We start from the raw sequence: 6,129 nt of genomic DNA on the forward strand, positions 1-6,129 counted from the left end.
TTTTAAATATACGCAAAAATATCTTTAAAATCCGTCTATATCGGGGCTTTTTTATATTTTTGGACGTTTTGGGAAGTTTTAAGATGTAGTATAATGGTTACCCTGAAAGGATTCGAACCTCTGTTAGCTGATCCAGAGTCAGCAGTTCTACCACTAAACTACAGGGTAACGATAGGCGAAATTATAGCGAGCGAAATTTAAATCAGCTTTAATTATCTCAAATTTTGAGGATAAAATCGTAAAAAATCATCAAAGCGCGGTAAAATGAGCTTGCAATCGTCGCTGGCAGTACCGCAAAAATATTCGTGAGTAAAGGCGGAAATTCTTGCGGTCAAAATTCGGAAGCAAATTTAACCGCGTTTAAAATGCTTCTGAATTTGATACGATAAAATCGCCGCATAAATTTAACCAAATTTAAATTCGCAAAATTTAAACGCCAAATTTGACTACAGAACAAAAACTAGGCCAAATTTACTTCCAAATTTTCCTACAGCACCACGTTTTCGTAAATTTCACAACCCGAATTTTTCAAGATGCGCTAAAAACTTTTCGGGCGGATAAAATCCGATGAGGCGTGCGTTTTTTAGCTCGTCTTGCGCGCGGCTACCGGCGCGAAAAAATAGGATCGCAGGCGGTCCGATGAGTCCGAATTTTTTCATTATCTGCGCGTCGCCACTGCTATTTTTTGTTACGTCCACTCGCAAAAGAGTAAAATTTTCTAGCTTTTTTAGCACGGTTTCATCTTTAAAAGTGATCTCGTCAAGCTCGTTACAGCTAGCACACCAAGTCGCATAAAAGTCGATTAGAACGGGTTTAGACGAGCTTTTTACCGCATTTTCTAGTTCGGTTAAATTTGAGACGGCGATAAAATTCGGTTCGTTTTTGCTCAAATTTACGCCTGCGCCGCCTGCATTTTTAAAACCTCCAAGCGGATTTAGCGCCGATTTAGCGCCCGAAAACGAGCCCACGATCAGCAAGACGGAGTAGATACAGGCTAGTAGTGCCGCGCCTTTTAGTAGCTTTTTGCTGCTACTTTGCTCGCTATTTGTCGCATCAAAAGCTCCGAAAAATACGCTAGCAAACACGCCAATAATGCCGTAAAGTAGTAGTTCTGCCATAGCTCCCAGCACGCGCGCGCTAAGCCAGACCGCCATTATCAGCATGATAAAGCCAAAAAGCGTTTTTATTTTATCCATCCAAGCGCCCGGTCGCGGCAAAATTTTACCCGAGCTTGCTCCGATAATCAGTAGCGGCACGCCCATGCCAACCCCCATCGTAAATAGCGCAAGCCCGCCAAACAGCGCGTTTCCGCTCTGCGCTATATAAAGCAGTGCGCCCGCAAGAGGCGCTGCCACGCATGGGCTAGCGATAAGCGCTGATAAAAATCCCATCGCAAAAACGCCGATTATGCCGCCCTTGCTTTGAGCTTTTTTGCTAAGCGCGTTTTGCATGGCAAGGGGCATCTGAAGCTCGTAAAGTCCGAACATCGAAAGCGCGAGCGCGACAAAAACGAGGCTAAAACCGATCAGTACGGCTGGGGTTTGTAGCGCGCTTTGCACGCCAGAGCCAAAAACGCTAGCCGCCACGCCTGCTACCGCGTAGGCGCAGGCCATCGCAAAAACGTAGATGGTAGAGAGAAAAAAGCCGCTAGTAGCGCGCGAGTTTTTGTTTTTATTATTTTTAGCGTGCGGGTTACTGCTATCAAATTTGACCGAGTTTTCGTCTGCCGCGCTTAAATTTACGGTGCTGTTTTTGCCGTCTTGCGTGCTGCTAGCTTGTTTTGAGACGATGATGGATGATAAGATCGGAATCATCGGAAAGATGCAAGGCGTGAGCGATAGTAGCAATCCGTAGCCAAAAAACGTGGCGAGCGAGAGGAGGAAATTTGCACTGCTAAGGCTTGCGGCGATGGAGTCTTGCTCGGAGAGCGGGGCTTGCGAGCTTGCAAAATCAGGCTCGGCGGCCTCTATAATCTGCGCGACGGAGTAGCCGCCAAGCCCCTTTTTGACGCTAAATTTGAGCACTTGCGGTTGGTAGCAGATGCCGTCTTTGGCGCAGCCTTGGTATTCGAGCTTTAGAGTGAAATTTTCGCCGCCGCTAAGCCCTTTTAGCAAATTTATCGGTACGAAAAGGCTAAATTTATCCGTATAAACCTCGCGTTCTTCGTAAATTTCGCCTTTTGGGAAGTTTAGATGCGAGTTTAAAATTTTATCGCCTAGGCTCGCTGCTAGGCTATCTTTGTAGACGTGGATATTTGGCGCGGGGGCAAATCTAAACTCGACGTTTTGCTCGTCGGCGTGCGCGGTGAGACCGAAGGCTTCTTTGACCGAAAGCGGTTCGGCAAACATAGCGCAGCAAGTCAGAATCGCCGCAAAAATCATCCTAAAAATCATAATATTCCTTGAAATTTTTGTCGCATTTTACACAAGCTCCCATAAAGTCGGCGTTAAATATAAAATTAAGAAGCGTATTTTAGCTAAAATTTAATCATTTGATAGTAACATTTTAAAAATATCCAAAGGAGGTTTAGAGTGAGTAAAAACGGCACGGATAGCGTGAAATTCGACTACGAGCGCGAGCTTAGAAAGCTACAAATCGAGCTTTTAAAATTTCAAAATCACGTAAAAGAACAGGGTCTACGCGTACTCATCATCATCGAGGGGCGCGACGCGGCGGGCAAGGGCGGCTCGATAAAGCGCCTAACCGAGCATCTAAATCCGCGCGGATGCCGCATCGTGGCGCTTGAAAAGCCGAGCGACGTCGAGCGCTCGCAGTGGTATTTCCAGCGTTACGTCGCGCATTTACCGAGTGCGGGCGAGATCGTGATCTTTGACCGCTCGTGGTACAACCGCGCGGGCGTGGAGCCCGTTATGGGCTTTTGCACGCAGGAGGAGCATAAGGAGTTTTTGCGCGAAGTGCCTAAATTTGAGGAGATGATCAAAAACTCGGGCATAATTTTCTTTAAATTTTATCTCTCGGTTTCAAAAGAGGAGCAAAAAAAGCGCTTCAAAGAGCGCCTCACCGATCCGCTCAAGCAGTTTAAAATCTCCCCAGTGGATGAAAAAAGCCAGGAGCTCTGGGATCAGTACACCATCGCCAAATACTCGATGCTGCTAGCCTCCAACACGCCGTTTTGTCCGTGGACGATTATCGTCTCAGATAGCAAAAAGCAGGCTCGCATAAACCTTTTTAGATACATCCTAGCAAACGTCGAATATCCGAAAAAGATAGACGCCAAAAACTTTGAGTGCGACAAAGGTATCGTAAGGAGCGGCGAGGAGGAGATACGCCAGATGGAGGCAAATCTCAAAAACGAAAAGCTATCCAAGATGAACGGATAGGGCGTCGCGGGTCAAATTTGACGTGCGGCTCGGCAAACGGCCTAGCGAGAATTTGCCTAAATGTGTCAAATTTGACTCGGCCGTTAAATTTATACGCGGGCGGCCAAACCCGCGCCTTTTTGATACGAACGGCGGTAAAATCGGCGATTGCCAGCTTTACGGAAATAAATTTGCAAGCGGCGCTATGGCAAATTTAACAAAGCCGGTCAGAGCTAAATTTAACTCAAATTTGCCAAATTTCACCGGTGCTCGGCAGACCAAATTTAAACCGCGCAGAGCCGTTACTCGCGCATTTTATAGCCAAATTTAAACATCCTCCACGTCATCCACGTCGTACCATACGCCAACTAGTAAACCCTGAGACGTCGCCGTTATCGCCGCGTCCGCGTAGTAAAGCACGGAGCCCGGGTTTGCTTTTAGAAAAAATACCGTAAGGCTAGATATGACGGAGACTATGAGTATGATGGCATGAAATTTAAACAGCGGATTTTGCGTGACGCGCGCCAACCTAAAATTTAAAATCGTCCAAGAAATCGCCGACAAAGTAAATAATGTAAAAAATATAAGCATAAACTCGGCGCTATAAAATCTTTCCTTAAAATATGCCGTTGCCACCATAACAATCCAAAAAATCCAACTCGCATGAAACGGCCGCACGAGATTTATCTCGCATAGAGGCTGAAGCGCTTTAAAAGCCACATAAAAACAAACGATTGTGCCTATAGACCCGAGCACCCAATGGTTTCTGTCCTGAAACTGCGGCGAAAAAGCTACAATGTAAGACGACAAAATCGTAAGCGACATGCAAATAGCAGCTAAAAATCCTAAATTTCTTACGTTGTTTACTGTTTGGGCTCTATCTTCGGTCAAATTTTGCTCGTTTTCGTCCACTTTACTCCTCCTTTATCATAGTCCAGGCGTATAGATAAAATGCAGTCGGCAGCACATATAGTATCGCGATGCTTAGCGCCGCGGCTAACATATATAGACCTCCTCCAAAAAAGCCAAACATCGCTAGAGTTTTTATCGCTCCTCCGACGACGGCACTAATGATAGCAAAAAATACGTAAGTCTTAAAAAGCTTGTTATTCGTGATTTTGGCCAGAGCAAAATTTAGCTTAAACCAGAGTATGAAAAAATATATGCCGATACCGACTAATACGTAGCTAACGGCTTTGACGGCGCCCGGCGTTATTCCTTCTAGACTAAGCGCTAACGAGATAAAAATCGCTAGTACGACCGCGATTACGGCTTTTATGAAGATTTCATAGACATCGGTGTCGTAAATATCGGCTAGTTTTTTAATCGCTAACCAAATATAAATAGTAGCCGCTAGCGTCGTTAGGTTGGTAATCACGCTATCTATCAGCTCTAAGTTTTGCAGTTGCTTTAAGGTATGGAGTTGCGTAAAGGCTTTGTAAACCGCTATCAAAAACGATGCGGCAAAGTTGGCTAGCAAAAATCGGCATGATATTATGCCTTGTCTTTTTGCTTCTTTTAGGACTTTTTGTTTATATGATATTTCTTGCGCGTTTTTCCTTTTGCTTAGATTTGTTTACTTTTTTGGGTTTTTAGAGGCATAAATTCAGGCTCTAGCTCCTCCGCGTTTACGCCTGTTTCGTTTAAATTTGCTTTGTTTTCGTTGCTAAATTTACCCACGCTGATCCATGCCGCAAGCAAAATGCACGAGGCCGCAAGATCAAGGGACGCGGCTACGGGGGTTTTAAATTTAGCTATGGGCAAGATTAGGCCGGGCCAGGCGGCCTCTAGTGCGTAGTATGCGGCATTTACGGCGATGTTTACGGCAAACGCCCATCCGTAGACGCGAAAAAGTACGCGGTTTAGCGCGCGGGATAGCTTAAAATTTACCGCGATCCACGAGACCGCTACGGCAAATGCGACTAGCGGAAGCAGGGCGTAAAATATGACGTCGAGGAAATTTTCGTCAAGGACGTAGAGCGCGATGAGGCATAAAATAGCCGTTAAAAAGCCGTTGTAGGCGTTATTAAAGAGGTTAAAAACGTTTGCGCCCGACAGGTCTTGGGCGTGGGCTAGGGCGTAGTTAAAAGATGTTAGCGCAAGCAGCCACGCAAAAATATGAATCAGCCAAAATATATTCCAATCGCCCGCCAGGTAGCTAGCGTTCGCCGCTAAAATGCAAACCGCGCCGACGATGCCTTGGGTTTTGGCTTCGCTAAATTTTATTTTCAACCTTGCTCCTTTGTCGCGCTCGGGTCGTTTTTGGCTTTAAATTTATAAATTTGCGACCCGTAAAATAGAGAATATACATAAATTTGTTTTAAACGACTATTAAATTTAAGCTGCTTTGGAAATTTTAAGCTAAGCTCCGTAAAAAGGCGAAATTGAACTAAGAGTCGTAAAAGCTTAGACTAAATTTAGGTGTGCCCTAAAGTTTATAAATTTAAACGTCGCGAAAAAGGCAAAAATTTTTTGTATGGGTTTAGGTTTGGGCTTGGCGCGGCAAGCGCATTATTTTAAACGGTTTTGGTATTTTATTTGCGGTTCTGCGCCGTTTAAGAAATTTAGAGCGATAAATCGCAAAAACGCCTAGGTTGGCGAGCTAAAAAACGCTTGCGTATCGCGTTTTTTGGAAGGGAGTGGCGACTACGTTGATTTTGGCTAGATAGGGCTAAATTTGCGGCTCAAAGGACGTTAGCAAAATTTGGATGTTTGTAAATTTTAAGGCGTTAAATTTGACGTATTTTAGGTTAAATTTAGCGGCAAATAACGCAAAAAACAAAGGCTAGAAACGCGCTCTAGCCTTTAG

6 protein-coding genes and 1 tRNA gene are annotated in these 6,129 nt (G+C 44.9%); 2 read left to right on the plus strand and 5 right to left on the minus strand.

The features are described from left to right. Positions 1 to 94: 94 nt before the first annotated feature. Both RYL88_RS10845 and dsbD read right to left on the minus strand, forming a co-directional pair. A tRNA-Gln gene (locus tag RYL88_RS10845) sits at positions 95 to 168 on the minus strand. 344 nt (positions 169 to 512) lie between these two features. After that, positions 513 to 2,393, minus strand: a complete 1,881-nt coding sequence (gene dsbD, locus RYL88_RS10850; protein ID WP_314991240.1) for a protein-disulfide reductase DsbD — start codon at positions 2,391 to 2,393, stop codon at positions 513 to 515. A gap of 120 nt (positions 2,394 to 2,513) precedes the next feature. Between dsbD and ppk2 the strand changes: the two genes are divergently transcribed. Beyond that, the gene (gene ppk2, locus RYL88_RS10855; RefSeq protein ID WP_314991250.1) at positions 2,514 to 3,341 is read left to right on the plus strand and encodes a polyphosphate kinase 2; all 828 of its coding nucleotides are present in this window, start codon (positions 2,514 to 2,516) and stop codon (positions 3,339 to 3,341) included. Between the two features lie 52 nt (positions 3,342 to 3,393). Continuing rightward, the gene (locus tag RYL88_RS10860; protein WP_314991242.1) at positions 3,394 to 3,651 is read left to right on the plus strand and encodes a hypothetical protein; all 258 of its coding nucleotides are present in this window, start codon (positions 3,394 to 3,396) and stop codon (positions 3,649 to 3,651) included. On the opposite strand, the gene RYL88_RS10865 is transcribed toward RYL88_RS10860, so the two are convergent. From RYL88_RS10865 to RYL88_RS10875, 3 genes are all read right to left on the minus strand, one after another. Beyond that, on the minus strand, positions 3,648 to 4,232 hold the full coding sequence (locus RYL88_RS10865; RefSeq protein WP_314991244.1) for a hypothetical protein: 585 nt from the start codon (positions 4,230 to 4,232) through the stop codon (positions 3,648 to 3,650). The genes RYL88_RS10860 and RYL88_RS10865 overlap by 4 nt on opposite strands. A gap of 1 nt (position 4,233) precedes the next feature. Beyond that, entirely contained in the window at positions 4,234 to 4,800 is a 567-nt protein-coding gene (locus tag RYL88_RS10870) for a hypothetical protein (protein ID WP_314991246.1), read from the minus strand. Between the two features lie 86 nt (positions 4,801 to 4,886). Then, positions 4,887 to 5,552 (minus strand): hypothetical protein, encoded by a 666-nt coding sequence (locus tag RYL88_RS10875; protein ID WP_314991248.1) that lies wholly within the window; start codon positions 5,550 to 5,552, stop codon positions 4,887 to 4,889. Between the last annotated feature and the right edge of the window lie 577 nt (positions 5,553 to 6,129).

It is taken from the genome of uncultured Campylobacter sp. (assembly GCF_963517995.1).
Taxonomy (GTDB): domain Bacteria; phylum Campylobacterota; class Campylobacteria; order Campylobacterales; family Campylobacteraceae; genus Campylobacter_A.